16 protein-coding genes are annotated in these 20,625 nt (G+C 59.9%); 12 read left to right on the top strand and 4 right to left on the bottom strand.

What is annotated here, in order from left to right; genetic code table 11:
- Entirely contained in the window at positions 1-564 is a 564-nt protein-coding gene (locus ACVIGB_RS49480; protein ID WP_456723766.1) for a DUF6931 family protein, read from the bottom strand.
- A gap of 4 nt (positions 565-568) precedes the next feature.
- Positions 569-2,437: a type VI secretion system Vgr family protein gene (locus ACVIGB_RS49475; RefSeq protein WP_456723767.1), complete on the bottom strand. Its 1,869-nt coding sequence runs from the start codon at positions 2,435-2,437 to the stop codon at positions 569-571.
- Between the two features lie 350 nt (positions 2,438-2,787).
- Here ACVIGB_RS49475 and ACVIGB_RS49470 point away from each other — a divergent pair, with 350 nt between their 5' ends.
- From ACVIGB_RS49470 to ACVIGB_RS49430, 9 genes are all read left to right on the top strand, one after another.
- Positions 2,788-4,101 (top strand): type VI secretion system protein TssA, encoded by a 1,314-nt coding sequence (locus tag ACVIGB_RS49470; RefSeq protein WP_456723768.1) that lies wholly within the window; start codon positions 2,788-2,790, stop codon positions 4,099-4,101.
- 123 nt (positions 4,102-4,224) lie between these two features.
- On the top strand, positions 4,225-4,752 hold the full coding sequence (tssB, locus tag ACVIGB_RS49465; protein ID WP_456723769.1) for a type VI secretion system contractile sheath small subunit: 528 nt from the start codon (positions 4,225-4,227) through the stop codon (positions 4,750-4,752).
- Between the two features lie 17 nt (positions 4,753-4,769).
- A complete protein-coding gene (gene tssC, locus ACVIGB_RS49460) occupies positions 4,770-6,272 on the top strand; it encodes a type VI secretion system contractile sheath large subunit (protein ID WP_456723770.1) in 1,503 nt (500 codons plus the stop codon).
- Between the two features lie 53 nt (positions 6,273-6,325).
- The gene (locus ACVIGB_RS49455; RefSeq protein WP_163153143.1) at positions 6,326-6,811 is read left to right on the top strand and encodes an Hcp family type VI secretion system effector; all 486 of its coding nucleotides are present in this window, start codon (positions 6,326-6,328) and stop codon (positions 6,809-6,811) included.
- Between the two features lie 67 nt (positions 6,812-6,878).
- Entirely contained in the window at positions 6,879-7,427 is a 549-nt protein-coding gene (tssE, locus tag ACVIGB_RS49450; protein ID WP_456655154.1) for a type VI secretion system baseplate subunit TssE, read from the top strand.
- Between the two features lies 1 nt (position 7,428).
- Complete coding sequence (gene tssF, locus ACVIGB_RS49445; RefSeq protein WP_456723771.1) at positions 7,429-9,396, top strand: type VI secretion system baseplate subunit TssF; 1,968 nt, start codon at positions 7,429-7,431, stop codon at positions 9,394-9,396.
- On the top strand, positions 9,360-10,424 hold the full coding sequence (gene tssG, locus ACVIGB_RS49440) for a type VI secretion system baseplate subunit TssG (RefSeq protein WP_456725249.1): 1,065 nt from the start codon (positions 9,360-9,362) through the stop codon (positions 10,422-10,424). Before tssF ends, tssG begins: the two co-directional genes overlap by 37 nt.
- 99 nt (positions 10,425-10,523) lie before the next feature.
- Positions 10,524-13,160, top strand: coding sequence for a type VI secretion system ATPase TssH (gene tssH, locus ACVIGB_RS49435; RefSeq protein WP_456723772.1), 2,637 nt, complete (start codon positions 10,524-10,526; stop codon positions 13,158-13,160).
- Between the two features lie 5 nt (positions 13,161-13,165).
- Complete coding sequence (locus ACVIGB_RS49430; RefSeq protein WP_456723773.1) at positions 13,166-14,752, top strand: methyltransferase regulatory domain-containing protein; 1,587 nt, start codon at positions 13,166-13,168, stop codon at positions 14,750-14,752.
- Positions 14,753-14,835: 83 nt separating this feature from the next.
- On the opposite strand, the gene ACVIGB_RS49425 is transcribed toward ACVIGB_RS49430, so the two are convergent.
- Entirely contained in the window at positions 14,836-15,465 is a 630-nt protein-coding gene (locus ACVIGB_RS49425) for a hypothetical protein (protein ID WP_173642122.1), read from the bottom strand.
- A 128-nt stretch (positions 15,466-15,593) separates the two neighbouring features.
- Here ACVIGB_RS49425 and ACVIGB_RS49420 point away from each other — a divergent pair, with 128 nt between their 5' ends.
- Both ACVIGB_RS49420 and ACVIGB_RS49415 read left to right on the top strand, forming a co-directional pair.
- Positions 15,594-16,472 (top strand): hypothetical protein, encoded by an 879-nt coding sequence (locus ACVIGB_RS49420; RefSeq protein ID WP_456723774.1) that lies wholly within the window; start codon positions 15,594-15,596, stop codon positions 16,470-16,472.
- Between the two features lie 39 nt (positions 16,473-16,511).
- Positions 16,512-17,894 carry a hypothetical protein gene (locus tag ACVIGB_RS49415; RefSeq protein WP_456723775.1) on the top strand — a complete coding sequence of 461 codons (1,383 nt, stop codon included), beginning with the start codon at positions 16,512-16,514 and terminating at the stop codon, positions 17,892-17,894.
- Between the two features lie 169 nt (positions 17,895-18,063).
- Here the strand turns inward: ACVIGB_RS49415 and ACVIGB_RS49410 are convergent, their stop codons facing one another.
- On the bottom strand, positions 18,064-19,128 hold the full coding sequence (locus ACVIGB_RS49410) for a M91 family zinc metallopeptidase (RefSeq protein WP_456723776.1): 1,065 nt from the start codon (positions 19,126-19,128) through the stop codon (positions 18,064-18,066).
- Positions 19,129-19,441: 313 nt separating this feature from the next.
- Here ACVIGB_RS49410 and ACVIGB_RS49405 point away from each other — a divergent pair, with 313 nt between their 5' ends.
- Positions 19,442-19,948, top strand: coding sequence for a hypothetical protein (locus tag ACVIGB_RS49405; protein WP_456723777.1), 507 nt, complete (start codon positions 19,442-19,444; stop codon positions 19,946-19,948).
- Positions 19,949-20,625: the final 677 nt, after the last annotated feature.

The following is a 20,625-nucleotide window of genomic DNA, read 5'->3' as shown; positions in this document are numbered from 1 at the left end:
TCAGCGCAGAGGGCGCGGTTCGCCGCGTGCCAATTGAATACCATCCTCAAGGCAGGCCGTCATTATCCGGTCCCTGGACTCACGGGTAAGCCGGCAAAGTCCGATCAAAAGAGCCGCGCGAACCGCCCGCGCCGTCTGATCTGGCTTGGCTTCGACCGGGGCAAATTCCGCAGGGACGACGCTCCCGCCAGACCAGCCCGCCGCCAGCGCCAGCCAAGTCGCCGGCTGCTCGGGATCGTTGGCATTGCCGACCGCCAACGCCTTGTTACGCGATTGCTCGTCTGGCTGCCGGACCCAGGTCTCGGCAAAGTTGAGTGACCTGCCTTCGTTGCCGTCGAAATTATCGAACATCTGCCGCAACGAGCGACATCCCCAGGCGACGGCCACGCGCCTAGGGAGCAGGTACGCGCAAAAGGATACAGCCTGGTGCCAGTTGCCTGCATCAGCGGCCTCCTGCAGGAAATCCAACGACAACTTGTCCGGGGCGGCATTGCCGACGTCGTAGCGCGCCAGCGGATAGGCTTCAAACAGATCGCGGACTGTGCTGAACCGAACTTGACCCATGGCGTCAGCCGACAATGGTTGGTGTGCCGTGGGCAACCAACGGGCCGCCGGCCGCGAGCGCCATGGCGGCCTGCGCGGTCATGGTGATGGTCGGTGCGTTGATGACGATTCCGGCGGGGGACAGGATGATCTGGCTGGGACCAACTTGGAGGGTGATGTTGACATTGGCCGTGAGGGTGATGCTCAGCCCCGCATTGACGGACTGATCCATCGCCAGCTTGATGTGCTGACCGCCCAATTCGATATCAAGCTTGTCATTGCCGTTCTTGAGCGTGGTCTTGCGGGTATCGCCGCCGAACGCTGCTTCACCGATGGTCCTGGTCTCGGTGTCGCGGACCGTCACGTCGTAGTCCTTTTCGGCGTGCAGGGTGATCTTCTCGGACCCCTTCTTGTCCTCAAAGTTCCATTCGTTGTAACCGCCCCCTCCCTTGGTCGAGTCGGACTTCAATCCCGCGATCGTCTTCTTGGACGGCAAATCGTAGGGCAGCTTGTAATCATCGTTATACACCGTGCCGATCACCAAGGGCCGGTCGGGGTCTCCTTCCAGGAATTCCACGACGACTTCCTGCCCGACGCGCGGGATGATCTGACCGCCCCAGCGCTTGCCGGACCAGACTTGGGCCACGCGCAACCGGCACGATCGCTTCTTCTTTCGATCCCAGAAGAAGCGAACATAGATTTCGCCCAACGACTCGACGTCGATCTCCTCGCTCGAATTGTCGTCCTTGGTGACGACCTTGGCCGTCTGGATACCATTGATCCTCGGCCTCGGCGTCATCATGGGAGATCGAAACGGCCGATCGCTTGGCAGAAATTCATAGCTGCCGAAGTAGACGTGCTGTCCGCCGTCGCCGGGCCCCCCAGTGCGGTAGGACTCGATGGAAAACGAGTGAGCTGCTCGTACGACGAGATATTCAACGTTCTGCGAGTCTTTCGAGTGCTTCTCGAGCTTGGTTAGTCCGCCGGGGAACAGGTTGACTGCGTCGCCGTTGCCGCGACGGCGCCGATCCATCGCCTGCTCGGCCTGGAGCTGGATCTTGGCGTATCGCTCGCCGTCGGATTTCTCCTTGAACTTGCCGGGATAGTCGTAGAACTCCATCTCGGATCGCGTGTAGTGCTCGGAGCCCTTGGCGTCGCTGATCATCTGCGCGTTGGGTTTCTGGTAGTTGTAGTCGTTGAGCTCGAACTTGCCGGTGCGAAACCGACGCTCGGAAACCCATTCATAAATATGCTGCTCCTCGCGGCGGTCGGATCCGGTCAGCGGGACATAGGGGATCTTTGCGAGACCGTTGATCGGGCTGTGCGAGGACTTGGAGTCAGCCAGCACCAGCGTATGCTTACCACCCTCATGCTTGAAGAAGTAGTAGATGCCGTGCTGCTCCATCAGCCGGCATACGAAATCCAGATCGCTCTCGCGATACTGAACGCAGTACTCGAGCTTTGGACAGGAGCCCTCTTCGGTAAGCTTGGACTCATAATCCGTGAAGCCGCGCTCGTTGAAGACCTCCTTGATGATGTCGGGCGCCTTCTTGTCCTGAAAAATCCTGCAATCGGTGGTGCGCGACAGCAGCCATAACCAGGGTCTCAGCACGATCCGGTAGCTGAAATAGTCGTTCTTGACCCCGAGCCACTGCGCTTCCGTGAGAACGCCGCTGAACTCGCGCTCCTTCCCGTGCAATTTGATGGTGAGCGTGCACTGCTGGCCGATCGCGCGATCGAAGTCGAGATCGGCGTCCTCGCTGAGGCCCTCGATACGATATTCGAACAGTTCACTCAGACCTTCAGAGGCCTCGAACCTGACAAAAACCAGAACGTCCTTGCCAAGGGGGGTCTTGAGCTCGCAAAGGCGGGTATCCTGGGTAAGCTGGCCCATGTGGGCGTTAAACTCCTTCGCTGGCCGAACGGTTCGCGCAACCGGCGCATCAGGTCGTCAAGCACGAAACAACTGAAATCCGTGCCAGCCATCGGTAGGATGACCGACAAATCCGCCCGGTGTCCTCTCTTGGCGCGCCAAAGCATGCGCCCGATGGAACTATCCTGGCACTCATGTAGTCGGCTCCAAGAGCTTGTTGGTTCACGCGAAACGGTCGTGGCCGCCGGGAATGAACCAAGGCCATCGTTAAGCTGACCTAACAGACAATCGGATCATGATCCCCGCCTGATCCGTCACTTGTGACGGACTTGGCAATAGGGGCCAGGGCCCCGCCGACGGACCATCTTTGCATGCTCGATGTCACATCCCTGACCCAACCCATAGCCCCGGACGATCCCTGCGGGCCAGACCTGGATGCGGCCGGGGATGTCCAGTACCTGAGCTTCTTCGCAGCTGCGGAATCGCTGCTTCCGATGTCGTATTTCGAGGTCGTCAACGCCAACGGAGAGCGCGGACGCTTCGACCCAAAGGCCATCGACATTGCCGGCCAGTTCGCTGCTGCGCAGCCGCTGTTGGCACGCACTCGCGATCTGCGCCTGACCATGCTGCTCGCCAAGTTCTCCATCCTGAACCGCGATCTTGACGGCTTTCTCAGCTGCCTGAAGGCGACCACCCTGCTGCTTCGTGAACAATGGGAAGCGGTTCACCCGAGGGGCGAGAACGGCGACTATGCTTTTCGCGCCGTCACCGTCGAGGCGATCGACGTGTTTCCGACGGTGATCAACCCGCTCCAATTCCTTCCCCTGATCGAAAATCGCAGGCACGGCAGCCTCAACTACCGTGCCTATCAGATTGCCAAGGGCGAAATCCCCGCCGCTGACGCCGACGTCGACATGCCCGATCTCGGAACCATCGAGCGCATTGTCGGCGAGACCGATCTCGACACCCTCAAAGCGGTGAGCGCCCGCTGTTCCGCGGTCGCGGCCGAGATTGCCGACATCAAATCGGTTTGGCGCGAAAAGTTGAACTCGGGGCAACCCATCAGCCTCGACAGGCTTGCGGGTGTCGCGAACGGCATGGCCAACTGGCTCGCGGCTCTCGTCACCGCACGCGATCCAGCCGCACTTGCCCCATCCCGGGACGAAACTGCTCAAAACGACCAGCAGCTTCCCATTGAAACGGCCGGCGCCGTGACCTCACCGGGACAGGCATCCGCTGCGCTGGCGGCGGCTGCCGACTATTTCGCGCGAAAGGAACCGTCGAGCCCGGCGCTCTTGCTGGTGCGGCAGGCGCAGGGCATGGTCGGCAAATCGTTTATCGAGGTGATGCGGATGCTGATGCCCGCCCACGTCGAAAGTGCCGCCATCGATATTGGTCGCGACAAAGTTTTCGACCTGCCGATCGAGCGCATGGCGGAATTCGCCACATCGCTCCCATCCACGGCCGAAAGTAGCGCTCAAGATGCTGTTATTTCAGCAGAAAACAGAGCGCAGGCGTTGGATTTACTGACCAAAGTTGCGGCTTTCTTCCGCGCCGCGGAGCCATCCAGCCCGATCCCGTTCCTAGTCGATCGCGCGCGTGAACTCGCACAACGAGATTTCCTCAGCCTGCTGAGTGACGTCCTGCCTGAGGGCGCTCTGAAGGCGATCGACAAATCGAATTGAACCCGCCTTCGATTCGACGGGACTAAGAGAGAAGGAAGCTCCGCTGACGAAGGACCGAGGCACTTCCCCAGCCTGCGTCGCGCGAGTCGGCTTCCGCACAGATTTTGTGAAGAGGGCAACCCAATGGCAACCGACAGCGGTCAAAAATTCATTCGCCGAAACCGCGCACCGCGCGTGCACATCACTTACGAAGATCCGTACGACGCCGAGCGGCTGATCGAACTGCCGTTTGTCATGGGCGTCCTGTCCGATCTTTCGGGCAACAACCCCGGCGTCGAGAAGGCGAAGGTCGAGGAGCGCAAGTTCCTCGAGTTCGACATGGACAATTTCGACAACCGCATGGCGGCGATCCAGCCCGGCGTGACGACACGTGTCGCCAATCGTCTCAACGATGGGTCTGACGAAAAGATATCCGTCAACCTGCGCTTCAATAGAATGTCGGACTTCACGCCGGTGGCGGTCGCCCGTCAAGTGCCGGCGACAGCCAAGCTGCTCGAAGCGCGCGAACAGCTCGCCAACCTGCTGCGCTACATGGATGGCAAGGTCGGCGCCGAGGACCAGCTGAAGAAACTCCTTGCTGATCCTCAACTGATGGCCGCGCTGCGCGAGCGCGCGACCAGCCAGTCGTCCGAATCCGACACCAACAGCTAAGGGAAGGAATGGGGACCATGGCAAAAGAAGCTACCCATAAAGAGACCACCGCCCAGGTCGGAACCGTCGAGGCTGACGAGTTCGCTGCCCTCCTGAAGCAAAGCTTCAAACCGCGCACCGAACGCGCGGCGACCGAAGTCGAGAACGCGGTGTCGACGCTGGTTCAAGAGGCGCTCAAGGACACCAGCGTCATCAAGTCGGACGTGCTCGACACCATCGAGGAGATGATCGCGCGGATCGATCAGAAGCTGACCGCGCAGATGAACGAGATCCTGCACGCACCCGAATTCCAGGCTATCGAGAGCGCCTGGCGCGGCCTGCACTACCTCGTCTTCAATTCCGAGACCGACGCGAACCTCAAGATACGAGTGATGAACGTCTCCAAGACCGAGCTGTACCGGAACCTGCGGCTTTATCCCGATGCCCGCTGGGATCAGAGCCCGCTGTTTAAGCAGATCTACGAGTCCGAATTTGGCCAGCTGGGCGGCGAGCCATTCGGTTGCCTGATCGGCGACTATTACTTCAGCCACCTGCCCACCGACGTACAGTTGCTCCGTGATCTCAGCAAGATCGCGGGCGCCGCCCATGCGCCCTTCTTCAGCGGGGCCGAGCCTACGCTGATGGGAATGGACTCGTGGACCGAACTGTCCAACCCTCGTGACATCGGCAAGGTGTTCGACACGCCGGAATATGCCGCATGGAAGGGACTGCGCGACCAGGACGACTCGCGCTATCTCGGCCTTTGCATGCCGCGTGCGCTGGGCCGCCTCCCCTACGGCGCCAAATCGGAGCCCGTGGAAGAATTCGCCTTCGAAGAGGAGACGGACGGACACACCGGTGACAAATACGGCTGGATTAACGCCGCCTATGCGATGGCAGTCAACATCAACCGCGCCTTCAAGGAGTTCGGCTGGTGCACGCGCATCCGCGGTGTGCAGTCGGGCGGCGAGGTCATCAACCTGCCGACGCACACATTCCCGACCGACGACGGTGGCGTCGACCTGAAATGCCCAACCGAGATCGCCATCAGCGATCGCCGCGAGCACGAGCTTGCAAAGGCTGGCCTTATCCCGCTGATCCATCGCAAGAACACCGACAAGGCCGCCTTCATCGGTGCCCAGTCGCTCTACAAGCCGAAGAAATACTTCGGCGAGAAGGGTGTGGACGCAACCGCATCCGACAACCTGTCGTCACGTCTGCCTTACATGTTCGCAGTGTCCCGCTTTGCGCACTACCTGAAATGCATGGTTCGCGACAAGATCGGGTCCATGAAGGAAAAGGATGAGCTGACGGTCTGGCTGCAGACCTGGATCAACGAGTACGTTGATGCCAATCCGGCCTTATCGTCAGAGGCGCAGAAAGCGCGCAAGCCGCTGGCCGCTGCGAAAGTCGAGGTCATAGCAAACGAGGAGAACCCGGGATACTACAACGCGCGCTTCTTTCTCCGTCCACACTTTCAATTGGAAGCGATGGACGTCGGCCTCAGCCTTGTTTCGCGCCTGCCAGGCCCGAGCTCCTGACGCCGCGTTATCGCAACCGTCACTCATCCAGGTTTTTTTGAAAGGGCTATAGTATGGCTGTCGATATCTTTTTGAAACTCGATCCGATCAAGGGCGAATCGCTTGACGACAAGCACAAGGACGAGATCGACATTTTGAGCTGGTCCTTTGGCGAGAGCCAAAGCGGCACCTTCCACAGCGGGTCAGGCGGTGGCGCCGGCAAGGTCAACGTTCAGGATCTCCACTTCACGCACTTCGTCGACAAGGCGACGCCTGAACTCTTCAAGGTCTGCGCCAACGGCAAGCACATCGACACCGCGATCCTGACTGTCCGCAAGGCCGGTGAAAATCCGCTGGAGTATCTCAAGATCGAGATGAAGCACGTCCTGGTCTCCAGCGTATCGACCGGCGGATCGCATGGCGAAGATCGTCTCACCGAAAATGTGAGCTTGAACTTCGCGAAGGTGAAGATGACCTACAAGACCCAGACGGAAAAGGGCGGCGCCGGCGCATCGCCGACCTTCGGCTGGGACGTTCCGGCCAACAAGGAATGGGCCTGATCGTAGCCTCCTGTCTGGCGCCGGCTGCCGAGAATGGCAATCGGCGTTGGCGGTACGGAGATCGTCAATGACTGTTACGCCAAAGAAGGACCGGCTCTCTCCACCATTGATGCTGGCCTTTCGTGCGGCTTATGACGCGCGTGATGCGCGCAAGCCACTCGAACTGCGCGATCAGTTCGGTGAGCGGGTCATAGCGGGACGGCGCAGCACTGGTCGTTTCCCGATCTCGGAGACGCTGCTAAGGCGGGAGGTTTCGCATGACGTCGAAACGCTCCTCAATACCATTGCCCTCGAATCGACGCTCGACCTGACCGGCCGCGGCTGCGTCCGCACCTCGATTTTGAACTATGGTTTCCCCGACATCGCAAACCGTTCGGTCGACGAGGTCACGGACGAAGAGCTCAGCGACGCCCTGCGCATGTCGCTTACGACGTATGAGCCGCGACTCGATCGCAAGTCCATCCGGGTGCGGCGCGACACCTCCGTAAGCCCCGAACAGCTCAAGCTGCGCTTTGTCGTGCAGTCCGACCTGAAGTGCGAGCCGCTCAACGTGCCCGTGGAATTCGTCGCGGACGTCGACCTCGACAGCGGCGACATCCAGATCAATCGACTATAGCATGAACCGCGAGTTCCTCGATTTTTACAACCGTGAACTGTCTCTGCTGTACGAGCATGCGGAAGACTTTGCCAAGGAATATCCTGGTATCGCCGAGCGCCTCGGGGGGCTGATCCGCGATCGCTCAGATCCGATGATTTCGGGCTTGCTCGAAGGCGCCGCATTCCTTGCTGCTCGCGTTCAGCTTAAGCTCAAGCACGAATTCCCGGAGTTCACGGCAAACTTGCTCGAACAGCTGGTTCCGAACTATCTCGCGCCAACTCCGTCTGCCATGCTGGTCAAGGCACAGCCAACCTATGCCGATCCGGCATTGCGCGACGGCAGGAAAATCGCCCGGGGCGCCTACTTCGATGCGAGCTATCGCGAAAGGGAACGGAGCCTCGCCTGCCGATTCCGGCTGTGCCGCGATATAGTGCTTTGGCCCTTCGACGTCACCGGCGCCGAATATTTTGCCACTGCGGGCGCATTGCAGGCCCTCGGGATTCCGGTCGGCGGAGAGGTCATTGCGGGGCTCAGGCTTTCCCTGACCCACCGGACCGCCGCGCGGCTCGACGAAGAGCCGGCAGACGCGGAGGCTCGCAACAAGCCGGAAACCTGGTTCGCGGGTTGCCGCACCAGCGAATTGCCCATCTATCTGACCGGCGCCGAATCCGACGCTATCGCGCTCTACGAACAGCTGACTTCGAACTGCATCAATGTCTACTTTCGCTATCTCGACGATTTCGGCGATCCGGTCGTCATCCGGGCCCCGAACGACTGTGTGCAACAAGTCGGCTTCGGCGAGAACGAATCCCTGTTTCCTAACGATAACCGGGTCTTTCGCGGCTCGGAGTTGTTGCGGGAGTATTTCGTGTTTCCGCGCAAGTTCCTTGGCATCAATCTGACGGGACTTCGCGCTGTGATGCCGCGGCTGCGCGGCAAGTCAATCGATATCGTCTTCGCGTTCGATGAGCACAACTCACGGCTTGCGGCCTCCGTCCGAGCAGAGACTTTCAGTCTCTACACTGCCCCGGCAATCAACCTGTTCGAGAAGACCACTGATCGCATCCCGGTCAAATCGAATACGCACGAATACCACGTGGTGCCCGACCGAAGCCGCTATCTCGAATACGAGCCGCACCAGGTGCTGGAGGTTTACGCGCACTTTCCCGCAGAAAAGGACAAGCGGCACGTGCGTCCGCTGTACTCCGCCGCAGTCGACCGCACGACCGCATCGGTCGAGGGACTTTATTTTACAGTTCGTCGGCTACCACGGCGCCGCACCGTCGAGGAAAAGACATATGGCACGGCCTCCGACTACACCGGGACGGACATGTTCCTTTCGCTGCTCGAGCCCCTCGACCTGAGCGGCGACGGATCCGCCGCCGAACTGAGTGTCCGGGCGTTGTGCTCCAACCGGCATCTCACGGAACATCTGCCGGTCGGCCAAGGCGGAGCCGACTTTCGCCTGCTGGATGACACCTCGCTCGAGCTGATGTGCATAGCAGGGCCCACCAGGCCACGCGAGCCGGTGGTGGCGCAGTTGCGCAGTCGCAGCGAAATCGCCAATAGCGGTGTTGTCAGTTGGCGCCTGATCAACATGCTGAGTTTGAACTATCTCGGCCTCGTAGAACGCAGCGGCGGCAAGAACGCCGGAGCACTGCGGGAGATGCTGTCATTGTTCGCCGACCAGTTCGACGACGCTACGGAACGAAAGATTCGCGGCGTGCGCAGCGTCGAGAGCAGGCCCGTGGTGCGGCGGGTGCGTGAGCGTACCGGCAGTGGCGCAGCGCGCGGCCTAGAGATCACCGTCACACTCGACGAGAAGGCGTTCGAAGGCAGTGGCGTGTTCCTGCTCGGGGCTGTGCTGGAACGCTTCTTCGCCGACTATTCGGGCTTCAACACCTTCACCCAAACGGTCATATCGACTTCGGAACGCGGCGAGATCATGCGCTGGCCGGCCCGCATGGGCACAAGGAGGCCGCTGTAATGCTGATCGACCAGATGAAGGCCGAGCCCTGGCGGTTCGATTTCTTCCAGACGCTCCGCCGGCTAGAGCGATCCAACCCGGATCGGCCGCGGATCGGCGACAGTGCCGCGCGGCGCGACGAATTTGTTGACCTCGGTCAATCTCCCTATCTGGAATTTCCCGCGTCCAATCTGAGCTCAGTCGACGACCGCGATGGCAGGCTCAGAATCCTGGTCAAATTCCTCGGTCTGCTCGGACCGCAAGGCGCACTGCCTCTGGCCACCACCGACGAGAGCGTCGGCTGGCAGTTGATGCGAGATGACGCCTTTCCGCGCTTTCTCGACCTTCTCAATGGACGCTTTCTGCAATTGTTCTTTCGTGCCTGGGCGGACGCACGGCCGATCGCGCAGCATGACAGGCCATTGGATGACCGCTTCATCGCCTATGTCGGCTCCTTTGCCGGCCTTGGCTCTGATATCTTTGCTAATCGAGACACGGTACCAGACATGGCGAAGCTCAGCTTCGCTGGACTGGTCTCACCTAGGGCGAAATCCGCGTCACGACTGGCCCGGCTGTTGCAGGGGCTGTTCGACGTCAGGGTCGTGATCGACGAATTTGTCGGCACCTGGCTCCCGTTCGAGGCGAGCCATTGCAGCCACCTCGGCGCGGCGCACGCCAGGCTCGGCCACGACGCGCTTCTGGGCTCGCGGGTGTTCAGTGTCGAAGACAAGATCAGGGTTCGCGTTTTCGTGAAGGATTTCGCTCAATACGAGCAGTTCCTGCCCACTGAAGTGCCTAACCTGTCCGAGCCCCTGGCTGACGCCGTGTACTTCTATATCGGCGACGAACTCGAGTGGGAGGTGGAACTCGCCATTCCGGCGGGAGCAGTGGCCCCGATGAAGCTTGGACAGAGCGGACGCCTTGGGTGGACCAGCTGGGTTTCGCCGAACTGGACCTCGACCGAGGAATATCGCCGCGATGCTCGCTTTCACCTTGCCGAGCGACTGAGAGCCCGGCGAAGCGCCGCGACAGATGCCCCGCCGATTTGAACCAATGCACCGGTCCAATTGTCCTAACATCATGGAATTCGCGCCAGTTTCCACGATGAGCGGCACATCGCCTGGGGGAATTGAACAGGAGGCCCCATCGTGACCGACATCAGCCTCGAGGCCGTGACTGGAAAGCTAAATCGCGCTGGCTACGATGCCTTCATACAGGCCCTGCGCCACGCCAAAAGCGCCAGCAACCGCAACATCGAGCTTGCACACTGGTTGTTTCACATCCTGCAACAGGAGCGGACCGACCTCAGCCTATCGGTGGATCACTACAAGCTCGACCGCGCGCGGCTGCTGTCGGACCTCGCAGGCATCATAAACGGCTTCCGCAAGAACGAAACCGACATGCCGGGGGTCGCCAATTCGGTCATCGATATTCTCGACCGTGGCTGGCACTACGCCACGCTGTTCTTCGGCGAGACTCAGATCCGCACCGGCCATCTCCTGGTCGCCGGACTGAAATCGAATGAGATCCGTCGTGCGCTCAACAACATCTCGCCGGAATTCGCCAAGATAAACGTAGACGCATTGGCCGCGGAGCACCGCGCTGTATGGGCAGGCTCTGAGGAAGAGACCATGCGTCCGATGGACGGCTCCGGCTTGGCCGGTGCCGGCACTGACGGCGCGGACCGGGCAAGTCCCAAGGGAACAACACCGCTCGACCGGTTCTCCCAAGATCTCACCACCAAGGCCAAGTCGGGCCAGATGGACCCGATCCTCGGTCGAGACGACGAAATCCGCCAATTGATCGACGTGTTGATGCGCCGGCGGCAAAACAATCCAATTCTCACCGGCGAAGCTGGCGTCGGCAAGACCGCCGTAGTCGAGGGATTTGCGCAGCGCATTGCCGCTGGCGAAGTGCCGCCGCCACTGCGCAACGTCAGGCTCTGCGCGCTCGACATCGGCCTGATGCAGGCCGGCGCCTCGATGAAGGGCGAGTTCGAGCAGCGCCTGCGCTCGGTGATCGACGAGGTACAGAATTCCCCTACTCCCATCATTCTGTTCATCGACGAAGCTCACACGCTGATCGGGGCTGGTGGCGCGGCCGGCACCGGTGACGCGGCCAATCTGCTTAAACCTCCACTCGCCCGCGGCACGCTGCGTACGATCGCTGCCACCACCTGGGCGGAGTATCGCCAGTACATCGAGAAGGACCCCGCACTCACACGACGCTTCCAGCCGATCCAGGTCGATGAGCCGGATGTCGAGACCTGCTGCATCATGCTGCGCGGCCTCCTCGGCCCGATGGAGAAGCACCATGGCGTTCGCATTTCGGACGCCGCGATCGTGACCGCGGTCAACCTGTCGCATCGCTACATTCCATCTCGACAGCTGCCGGACAAGGCGGTCAGCCTGCTGGACACAGCCTCGGCGCGGGTAGCCATCAGTCAAAGCGCGACGCCGGCATTGATCGAGGACGCTCGCGTGGCTATAGCGGCTCGCGAGGCCGAACGATCAGCGCTGGTCAGCGACGGCGATCTCGGCGACGAGAACAGTGAGCGCATCACCGCGATCGACGGCGACATAGCGGCGCTGAAGGACAAGCTGACCGGCCTTGAGGCCGACTGGGCCAGGGAACAGGAGCTCGTCAAGGACATTCGCAGCATTCGCGAGATCCTCTCCGAGAACGGAGACGAAGATCGAGCAGCGAGACGCGTGGAGTTGCGCGGCAAGTTTGAGACACTGGAGAGCATCAATCCGGAAAAGCGGATGATCTATGCCCATGTGGACCAGCAGTCGGTGGCCTCTGTCGTGTCTGACTGGACTGGTATCCCGACCGGCAGAATGATGCGGGACGAAATCGAGACCGTCCTGAAGCTGCCCGAAATTCTCACTCGCCGCGTGGTCGGCCAGTCCCATGGACTGACCATGATTGCCAAGAGAATCGAGACCAGCCGCGCCAAGTTGGACAACCCGTCCAAGCCGATTGGCGTTTTCATGCTGGCCGGACCGTCTGGGGTGGGTAAGACAGAAACTGCCCTTGCGCTTGCCGAAACCCTTTATGGCGGCGAGCAGAACATGATCACGATCAACATGTCTGAGTTCCAGGAGGCGCACACGGTCTCGACCTTGAAAGGCGCGCCTCCGGGCTATGTCGGTTATGGTGAAGGCGGTCGGCTCACCGAAGCGGTCCGCCGCAAGCCCTACAGCGTGATCCTGCTCGACGAGGTGGAGAAGGCCCATCCCGACGTCCATGAGATCTTTTTCCAGGTGTTCGACAAGGGGGTCATGGAGGACGGCAACGGCCGGCGAATCGACTTCAAGAACACACTGATCATTCTGACCACGAACGTCGGCACTGATTTGATCATGGGATTGGCGCGCGATCCCAAGTATCGCAACGAGCCGGAAGAGCTCGCCAGGCTGCTACGGCCAGAGTTACTGAAGGTATTCCCTGCCGCGTTGCTTGGACGCATAGTTTCGATCCCGTACTTTCCGCTTTCAGACGAGATGCTTGCTGGAATCGTCAGATTGCAGCTCGACCGGATCGGACAGCGCCTCCGCGACAATCACAAGGCCGCCTTCGGCTATGACGATGCGGTCGTCGAGCACATCGTATCCCGTTGCAACGATCCAGACTCCGGCGGGCGGATGATCGATAACATCATCACCAACACGTTGTTGCCCGAACTGTCGCGTGAATTCCTCAGGAAGTCTCTCGCCAAGGAAGAAGTCAAGCAGACGCGCGTCTCGATCGTGAACGACAAGTTTGCCTACTCGTGGAACTGACTGCGATGAACATCCAGACCGAGCACCGCCAGCCGGCCAACGGTGCCACACCATACGATGAGGTGTATTATCCCGGGCATGTCTACGGGCTCGCTCACCCGAACCATCTGGCAACGATTGCGACGGTCTACGGCATGCGGCCGGCTCCAGTCGAGCACTGCCGGGTCCTGGAGCTCGGCTGCGGCGTTGGCGGCAATCTGTTGCCGATGGCATTCCAATATCCGGACAGCGAATTCATCGGGATTGACCTGAGCGGTGTGACGATCGAGCGTGGGCGGCGAAACATCGCCGCATTGGGCCTGAGCAACATCGAGCTTCTGCATTGCGACATCATGGATGTCGACGCTGCCTTCGGACAGTTCCACTACATCATCGCCCATGGCGTGTATTCATGGGTACCGCCGATCGTGCGTGAGAAGATGATGGCTATCTTCAAGCAGAATTTGGCACCACAGGGGCTCTGCTACGTCAGCTATAACGCGCACCCGTTCTCGCATCTTCGCGACATGGTCCGTGACATGATGCGCTACCACACCCGGAGCATCACCGGGATGAAAGAGAAAGTTGGACAAGCTCGCGCCATTGTGAAGTTTCTCAGCGAAGGATCGAAGTCCAGCTCAGTGCACGGTGCGGTCATGCGCGATCAATGCAACCGCGTCCTCAATGCTCCGGACGAGTTGCTTTTTCACGACGATCTCGATCAGGGCGCGACAGCCTTCCTTTTGCACGAAGTCGTCGAAGATGCCGGCCGACACGGCCTACAATATCTGAGCGATGCCGATTTCTCGCGACGCAATCTTGCCGGCTACACCGAAGAGGTCCGCGCCACGCTGCAGCGCTTTCCCGAAAGCGAGTTCATGGCGCGCGATCAGTATCAGGACTTCATTGACGGCAACGGCTTTCGGCGTACGTTGCTCTGCCACGGGGACATCTCTCTTGACCGCCGGGTCGATCTCGACTTCGTCACCAGGTTCTATCTGCTAAGCACCTCCAGCCCACGTCGACCCGACGCCTGCTTGACCGACGATTCCGAGATGGAGTTTGAAAATCAGGACGGGAGCCGAGTCACGGTGACCGATCCGCTCCTGAAGGCTGCACATCTTTGTCTTGGCCGGGCCTGGCCGCGCGCACTCTCGTTCACCGAGCTGCTAAATCGCGCCCGAGCGCTGCTGGTGGGCCGGCAAACAGGCGACGACCAACGGAAATTGACGGAAGCGCTCTATATCCTGGCTCGCAGCGGAGAGGTCTCCTTTCTGAAATCACCGCCCTTTCTCGTGACAGAAGTCACGGATTGCCCGCAGGCGAGCCTGCTCGCCCGCAAACAGGCGCAGACCGGCCCGCTGGTCACCAATCTGCTCCACCAGACGGTGCAATTGGAGGACGACAGGACCCGGCACTTCCTGCAGTTACTCGACGGCTCTCGGACGATCGAGCAAATTACAGCCGAAATGACTGAACTCTTCGGACCAACCATCCAGGTCAAACAAGTGGATGAGGCCGGGCAGGCCGCCGAGCCGTTGCTGCTCTCGACCCGAGACAGCGTTGACCGTTCGCTGGCGACGGTTGGAAAGCTGGGTTTGCTGATGGCCTGACGCTCAACGACGTCTACCTCGGTAAGGAACTGGCGGCAGCGAGCAGGGCCGCTGGTTTGTGGAGCGGACCCGGCCCCGTCCCATCAGCCGTCGTGGGTGTATTGTTGGCCGAGGAGCCATCCGGTGAGAATGCCGCCAGGCCCGCTGGCATAGACCGAATTAAGGCCCACACCGGCGCGCAGCATCCGCCATTCATGTTCGCCGACCCAGGGAATGCCGGGATCACCCTTCTGATATTGTGATAGCAGCGTTCGGGCAACTTCGGCGGCGTTGGCGTAGATCGGGCCGTTCGCCCAGCGGGGTCGCGGTAGACCTGTCATGCGGCAATAAAGCGCAGTGCAGACATAGGCGGACGCCTCCTCCGCATTGGCGTCAAGGCCGGTGCGCAGCAGATCGTAAGCCGCATGCAAGGCCTCATGGACAATATAGGCTTCGTCCATCCGGCCCGTTGCCGACACCACCTCCAGCGTATTCGCCGCGACGACGGTACCGTCCGCTCGTGTTCGCGCGACATCGTTATATTGTGCCGCAACACCTGCCGCGAGGTCCGTCGGAACCCTGACGCTGACCTGTCCTAACCGGATCGCGCGTGCGACGTGATGGAACGTTTGCGGTGCAATCGTCACGTGGCTGCCACGGATTGGAAACCGGAAGCGCATGCGCGCGACCGCCGCACCGTTAAGTACGTCTAGCACCCTGCTCCGAAGCGACATCGGATCGTCCTTGCTGTTGACACTGCTCCACGAATGGTGGTCGGCGTTTCCAGTTGGGAGGTTCATTGAACCCGGCCCCGCCCGGATCAGACCAATCGGAGGCAGACTTTGACCCGGAGGGCGCCCCCATGACGACCACCAACCCGACCACGACCGACACCTACCGGAAGATCGCCGCGCGGCTAACCATGCTTCGGCCACAGCTCGATCTGTCTAAATATTTCGCGGGCCCGAATCCCGATGTCCGCCTCTACGACGAAAAGGCCTGTATCCGCCGTCAATTGGAGAAGTACGGCGTAGCGGCCGCGACGAGCACGCTCGACGGCGTCACGTTTCTGCCGAAGGATTGGGAAGACCTGGTCAAGGTGCTGCGGATTGCCAAGACGTCGGATGGATTCGACGCCTTCGCCGAGGGGAAAAGCCCGGAGAAACCGGCGCATTGGGCGCTCGATCTGTCGATGGCAGCCACGATCGGCAAGGGATTTCGCGAGATCTGGCGCCCAAAGCTGTCCGACCGGCCGCTCTCGACGCGAGACCTTCCGGGCCGGCACGGCTTCAGGCTTGGGCGCGGCCGAGGGCAATGGAGCGACGACTACAGTGCGCAGTTCGGCAAGGACCCGCAGCCGCAAGACATCACATCGCTACATTTCGCGGTAGCGCCCGACCGCGTCAACGTTCACATCGACGAGACGGGCTTCGTGTTCGAGGGAGCGGACGGCGCCCTCACGGTCGGACCGAATTTCGGCCATCACGCCGTCAATGAGCTGTTCTGGAAGAGCAACCCCAATTTGCCGCGCTGGGCGATCGATCACATCGACCTGATCCTGCCGAACAGCGCCAATGACTTTTCGCGATTTGGCATATCGGTCGACCTGTATCAGCGCAAGGACCTGCGCGTCACCGTCACCGGTTCCTGCGGAATTTTCGGGGGCTTCGAGTGCTCGGGAACGTTGAGCGTCAGTGGGACGCACGATTTGCTCGGCTCCAAGCCGAGAGGCTCGCGCTGACGCGGACCGTAGTTCTGCGGTCCGTATCTGGGAGGCGATATGCCACAGTTGAAAGACAAGGTCGGTCGGTTTGCGACAACCGGTCGCAGCTGCCAGAACTGGAAGCAAGACCAGGAGCTGGTCATCTCGCTGCTCAACAAGATCGCCATTTCCGACGGGGGTGCGGAGAACACGCTCAAGCCGCAAGTGGTCGTTACAGGTCATGCCAGCGACAGCCTGTACACCTCCATTCTGTATTTCCAGCAAAAGAACTTCCCGGGCACGCCTGACGGCTACATTCGACCTGGCGGACCAACTTTCAGCAGGCTCGTTGACCTCTCGACGAAGGCGGCTGCAAAGCCTCCTTCTCCAAAAGGCCAATGGGATGGAATCACGACCCCATCCGTCGATGCCGCGCTTCGCAAGGGGTTGATCGACGATTCAAAACTAGATTACGCGGAAGTGGTTGACATCATCAGGGCGACCGTCGCGGACGGCACGGTCACTGCATTCGAGCTGGACGACCTGATGACCATTGCGAGCACCTCCAGAACGCTGTCGCCGACTTCAAGAAAGCTCATCACGCTCTTCGTCGGTGACGAAAAGAAGAAGTGGCTCGGGGTGGGACCGTACGACCTCAATTCGGATCAAAAGAAACTCGCCGCGGAGATGGCCTGCGATTTCCTTAAAAACACGAGGACTACGTTCTTTCCGAAGCTCGACCCGCACCGTGTCGGGATAGGCATTCTCAGGCGCATTGCGAAGCCAAGCCTCATCGATCAGGATCAGGCAAGCCTGTGCGGACCCTCCGCGCTGATGTTCAGCTACGCATCCGACAAGCCGGGGCAGTATGCGCGGTTCGCCATCGACCTGTATCAGAAGGGGCAAGCGAGCCTCGGCCGCCTGCTGATCAAGCCTGGAAAGGACGTGAAGAACTACACGCCGCCCTACTCGCTGGACCACGTTGATTGGCTGACATGCGCCTCCATCCGCGACTCCGAAAATTGGTTCCTCGATTTTGACGACACCGGCAGAATAAGCGATGTCGCTGGAATCACCGTACCGAGCGAAATGGAGCAATGGTTCCGCAAGGCTGGATACCAGGACGTGCGCGAGGAGACCAATCTGAAATTTAGCAAGGGCATCGACAACGTCATGGAAGCCAACGCCCTGCTCGCCGGCGGATACCGCGTATGCCTATTCATAAGCGCCAACATGATCGAATATGACGACCAGTCTGACGAAGGCTCCGTGCTCACGCGGCACTGGGTCGTCTTGCGCGACAAGATTCAAGTGTCGAACGGAAACGTGACGACAACAATCTTCACCTGGGGCAAGGGAGACTACGCGATCCCGCACCCAAGCAAGGGCGGGGCTCTAAAGCCCCTGCCCCTCGCGGATTTTCTGATGAATTATTACGGCTACGTTGCTGCCAAGGCGTAAGCGGCGCTCGCCGGTATTCGTCATCTACCGATACGATTCCCTCAATCGTCCCAACCTCTACAGGTGACATCGGATTCGCCGCGTAGCGCGGCGTCAAGCCTGCGGATCGGCAGCCTTGGTCGACAGCTTCCGGCCCGCGTGACGAGCCAATGGCCCGTTCATGTTGGAATCAGTCTTGCCGGGATCGCTTGGCCATGAACTCGCCGTCAACGTTGTGGCCTAGAGAGCGGTGACATTGCGGCTTCGATAGGAACTTTTTCACGGTCGACCAACCATCGGCCTGCGCGGCCGCCGCCGTCCTGGTCCGGATTTGGTCGTACCCGTAAATCCAATTGTACTTCCTTACCAACCCTCGCATGGGTGGCAGATCGGCGAGCCTCCAGTACAGGTCGGGCTGGCTGAGCCTGAACCGCTCGATTATCTGCACGGGCGATGGAGAAGTGTTCTGCGGATTGTCAAGGAAGACAGCCGCTTCCCATAACGCTTCATCAGGCGCAGGATCCTTGCCTTTATAGGGGCCTTCGGTCGGTCCATAAAGCGCTCTGAAAAGCGGGGGCCCGCCTTTATCGGATACGTATATGTTCGTCAAAATGACGGCGAGATACTCTTCAGAATCCTGGTACCAATGGTCTGCTGGGGCAAAGTTCATCACGCCGCCTATCATTCGTGAGGCGTGAACGAGTTCGTGGTACAGCACCTCGTCGGTTGCCATCGCGGGGGCATGGCCCTGGTGAGCCTTCTTGAATTTCTTTCGAAGAAGCTCTGCTTTCTCGGGCGAAAACAGGACGTCAAGATTTGCGCCTCCGCCTTTCCCGACGACTTTGAACAGTTCCTTTTTCTTTGGATCGGAACTTAGGCGGGCACCACGGGCGATAATATACTGCTGTTGATCAAGGTCGTCGGCCACCGTCAGTGCGTTGGCGTCACTCAGTTTATATGGGCGAATTCTCGCGAACGATGGTTTGCTGGTGCCGAATTCGTCAAGCAGGGCCCGGCCGGTCGGGTGGCTTTGTATTTGTTTCAGGAGACCGACAATCTGACGCCTGTAGCTGTTCTTGGCCGCCAAGTATTTCTGCTTCAGCGAATCGAATTTTCCGGCATGGGTGTCGGCACTCTCATGGTTCACCACTATCCACGATCCCATGCTTCGGAAGGCTATGAGAATGCCGTTCGGCAGTCCTTCATCAACCACGGGATCACCTAGATCCCATTGCAATATGGAAGCGTCGGCCATGGCGACTCTCCATATTGTGCTTTCGACAACGCGATGGTCCGCCGAGAACTACGCTGAATAGTCGCAAAGCAGATACCACCGGTTCGTCCGCTCACGAACACACGACCGTGATAGGTAGCGAACGCGGTTCCACGCCGGGTTGAACCGATTTGAACAAGGGCGAGACATAGATCTTAAGGACGTTGTATCGACCTTCTACGGGGGCCGCATCGTGGCGTGTACGGAACCGGAGATTACGCCTTGGCCCGAACGGGTCCGGCGCACGGGTGAGCTAAAGATATTCCCTGGGCCGAGCTTCACCCCAAGCGTTTGGGTGAATGATCTCGACACAGCGATCACGACGATCAACGAGCTTCTCAAGCAGAACGGCGTCTATCTTGCGTTCAGAAAAGCTGACGGTGCAGCTGGCAGCCCGATCGTGGCCGAAACGTATCCGGGTTCAGGCCTCCATGGCAGCGCCGTACAGACCATCGTCGACTCGCGTAGTGGCCCTTCGATGAATTCAGTGAAGCTGCGAGTGCCTGCAACTCCGAAAGTCGGCCGCGTTGACGCTGGCCAGGCAATGCGGCTCCATATCCTTGTGCATGAACTCGTCCATTGCATTGGACTCTCGAATTGCGCACATAGCAGCGATGACGTTTTCATAGGGACACTAGTCATCGATAGCAGCGGCGCGGTCCCACCCCCGAAACTGGGCGGGCACACGATCTCAAGAATTAAGAAGGCGTGGCCAGAGACGTGGGTCAGCGTGCAAGGCGGCGCTTTCGCCAAACAATCGGCCGATGAGCTGAGAAAATCGATGGAAGGAATCAAACTCTAGTAGGAGTCACCGGTTCCGAGCTGGATGACGAATTGGTACAGAGCAGCGTGCGGTCGAGGCTGCCCGAACCGGCAAAGCGACGGGCCGGAATGCGCATCAATCACGAGCTTAACGGCAGGATCGGGCAGGTTGGAGAACGGCAAGCCGATTGAGACATCTCGCTAATTCCGCGACAACTTTGCCTCGATTTGACCTGCGACGCGAGCCGCGTCAGCGATCAGAGTTTGCGGAGCGGTTCATCGAGGAGGACAAGCGCAGAACCGTTGACGAGCGCGCGCCAATGAAACTCGTTGCGCTATGCTGCCCGGCACCGCAGCAATTTGCGCAAGCGGAGGCCGGCGAGCGCTCCCTTGTCTCGACATGGGCCATCGCGTTGCCTCGCACGGATGGAAGTTGTGGGCGACAAACGGCTTGTGCGATCTTTTACGCAAGCGCGCTTCCCATTCTAGCCTGGCGCAGCTGCATTGTGGGTTTTATGGTGCACTCGGAGGACATATGGGGGAACGATCGACCTGCTGACCACAAAGATCGGTCAGGCTCTCCTCCAGAGGGGTGCTTGGCATGGCAGGCCAAATGATGGCGGGCCGTTAGTGCGCTTCTGGATGAGATAAAGACACCGAACCAACTGCCAAGCTATCGGGCGGTCAAACTTGGCGGTCACTTATAGTCATGCGTGT

It is taken from the genome of Bradyrhizobium sp. USDA 4341 (genome assembly GCF_054063755.1).
The sequence above is the reverse complement of the archived record's forward strand: the minus strand, read 5'-3'. Positions and strand labels throughout refer to the sequence as shown.

Coding starts and splice junctions, on each gene's coding strand:
- ACVIGB_RS49480 (WP_456723766.1), bottom strand. CDS start 564: ATGGGTCAAGTTCGGTTCAGCACAGTCCGCGATCTGTTTGAAGCCTAT.
- ACVIGB_RS49475 (WP_456723767.1), bottom strand. CDS start 2,437: ATGGGCCAGCTTACCCAGGATACCCGCCTTTGCGAGCTCAAGACCCCC.
- ACVIGB_RS49470 (WP_456723768.1), top strand. CDS start 2,788: ATGCTCGATGTCACATCCCTGACCCAACCCATAGCCCCGGACGATCCC.
- tssB (WP_456723769.1), top strand. CDS start 4,225: ATGGCAACCGACAGCGGTCAAAAATTCATTCGCCGAAACCGCGCACCG.
- tssC (WP_456723770.1), top strand. CDS start 4,770: ATGGCAAAAGAAGCTACCCATAAAGAGACCACCGCCCAGGTCGGAACC.
- ACVIGB_RS49455 (WP_163153143.1), top strand. CDS start 6,326: ATGGCTGTCGATATCTTTTTGAAACTCGATCCGATCAAGGGCGAATCG.
- tssE (WP_456655154.1), top strand. CDS start 6,879: ATGACTGTTACGCCAAAGAAGGACCGGCTCTCTCCACCATTGATGCTG.
- tssF (WP_456723771.1), top strand. CDS start 7,429: ATGAACCGCGAGTTCCTCGATTTTTACAACCGTGAACTGTCTCTGCTG.
- ACVIGB_RS49430 (WP_456723773.1), top strand. CDS start 13,166: ATGAACATCCAGACCGAGCACCGCCAGCCGGCCAACGGTGCCACACCA.
- ACVIGB_RS49425 (WP_173642122.1), bottom strand. CDS start 15,465: ATGTCGCTTCGGAGCAGGGTGCTAGACGTACTTAACGGTGCGGCGGTC.
- ACVIGB_RS49420 (WP_456723774.1), top strand. CDS start 15,594: ATGACGACCACCAACCCGACCACGACCGACACCTACCGGAAGATCGCC.
- ACVIGB_RS49415 (WP_456723775.1), top strand. CDS start 16,512: ATGCCACAGTTGAAAGACAAGGTCGGTCGGTTTGCGACAACCGGTCGC.
- ACVIGB_RS49410 (WP_456723776.1), bottom strand. CDS start 19,128: ATGGCCGACGCTTCCATATTGCAATGGGATCTAGGTGATCCCGTGGTT.